The sequence below is a fragment of the Mesorhizobium sp. M7D.F.Ca.US.004.03.1.1 genome, assembly GCF_003998635.1.
Taxonomy (GTDB): Bacteria; Pseudomonadota; Alphaproteobacteria; order Rhizobiales; family Rhizobiaceae; genus Mesorhizobium; species Mesorhizobium loti.
In genome coordinates this window covers 1-1,415 of the sequence record NZ_RZQG01001238.1, presented here as the reverse complement: position 1 = coordinate 1,415, position 1,415 = coordinate 1, and the positions used below count along the sequence as shown (strand labels likewise).

The window sequence follows — 1,415 nt, the reverse complement described above, 5'->3', positions numbered from 1 at the left end:
TTGTGCGTGGCGTTGATGATCATGCCCGCCGCGCCCGCCGCCTCGGCTGCCGTGATGCCAGCTGGAGCATCCTCGAACACGAGGCAGTCGCGCGCATCGAAGCCGAGCCGTTCCGCGCCAAGCCGGAAGCAATCGGGCGCCGGCTTGCCGCGGGAGACATCTTCCGCCGCGACGATGACGGCCGGGACAGGGATGCCGGCAGCCTGCATGCGCAACAGCGCCAGTTCGCGCGGCGCGGAGGTGACGATCGCCCAGCGCTCGGGGGGCAGCGAATTGAGAAACGCGGCTGCGCCGGCGATCTGGAGAATGCCATCCAGATCGGCCGCCTCGGCCTTCAGCAGCAGGTCGGCCTCGTGCGCCGGGTCGACGCCTGGAAGTGCCAGGCCGGTGATGGTCTCGATCGCCCGTACGCCGTGGATCGTCGGCAGGAAGGCGGCGACGTCGAGGCCCTGGCGGCGTGCCCAATCGCTCCACACCCGTTCCGCTGAGGCGATGGAATTGATGAGCGTGCCGTCCATATCGAAGAGGAAGGCCGCGAATTTTCTGCCTGAATACATGATTTTCCTTGAGTCCGGGGGAGCGCTTGTGGCGTTCCTGAACCTAACGTCTCGGCCACGGCAGGGGAAGACACGGGCCGGGCTTTTCGATCGGCCCAGGGAACCATGGCCAGTCTCTTCGCGTTTGAGCAAAACTGTTTTCCACGACGACCGAAGGGGGACTGCGATGCTGATCCGGCTCGGCTACGAAATCGCCATTGAATGCACCGAGGCCACCCCCGTGATTTCGTTGCTCGAAGTCCACAAGGACCGCCAGGCCGACATCAAGCGGCAGACGCGCGTGCTGACCTCGCCTTCGGTGCCAACCAAGCTCTACCACGATCTGCATGGCAATGCCTGCCGCCGCTTCACGGCGCCCGCCGGTGGTTTTCGTATCCTGTATGACGCGGTCGTCGAGGACAGCGGCGAAACGGACGAGGTCAACACGCTGGCCAGTGAAGTGCCGGTGGCGGACCTGCCCGACGAGGTGCTTTTCTATCTCCTGGGCAGCCGCTATTGCGAGACGGATCATCTGAGCGGCCTGGCCTGGCAGCTCTTCGGCCATCTTCCGCCCGGCTGGGCGCGCGTGCAGGCGATCGTCGACTATGTCCACAACCGGCTGTCGTTCGGCTATGGCTATGCACGGTCGACCCGCACCGCAGCGCAGGCGCATGAGGAGCGGGTCGGCGTCTGTCGCGACTTTGCCCATCTGGCGATCACGCTGTGCCGCTGCATGAACATTCCCGCGCGCTATGTGAACGGCTATCTCGGTGATATCGGCGTGCCGGTCGATCCGGCGCCGATGGATTTCTCGGCTTGGCTGGAAGTGTTCCTCGACGGCAAATGGTACACGTTCGATGCCCGCCACAACACGCCGAG

2 protein-coding genes are annotated in these 1,415 nt (G+C 64.9%); one reads left to right on the top strand and one right to left on the bottom strand.

Annotated elements, in window-relative coordinates; all coding sequences use genetic code 11:
- The coding region (locus EN935_RS35935; RefSeq protein WP_127374222.1) for an HAD-IA family hydrolase at window positions 1–557 on the bottom strand (557 nt) is incomplete at its 3' end.
- 166 nt (window positions 558–723) lie between these two features.
- On the opposite strand from EN935_RS35935, the gene EN935_RS35930 reads away from it, so the two are divergent.
- On the top strand, window positions 724–1,415 hold a 692-nt coding region (locus EN935_RS35930), incomplete at its 3' end, for a transglutaminase family protein (RefSeq protein ID WP_164771685.1).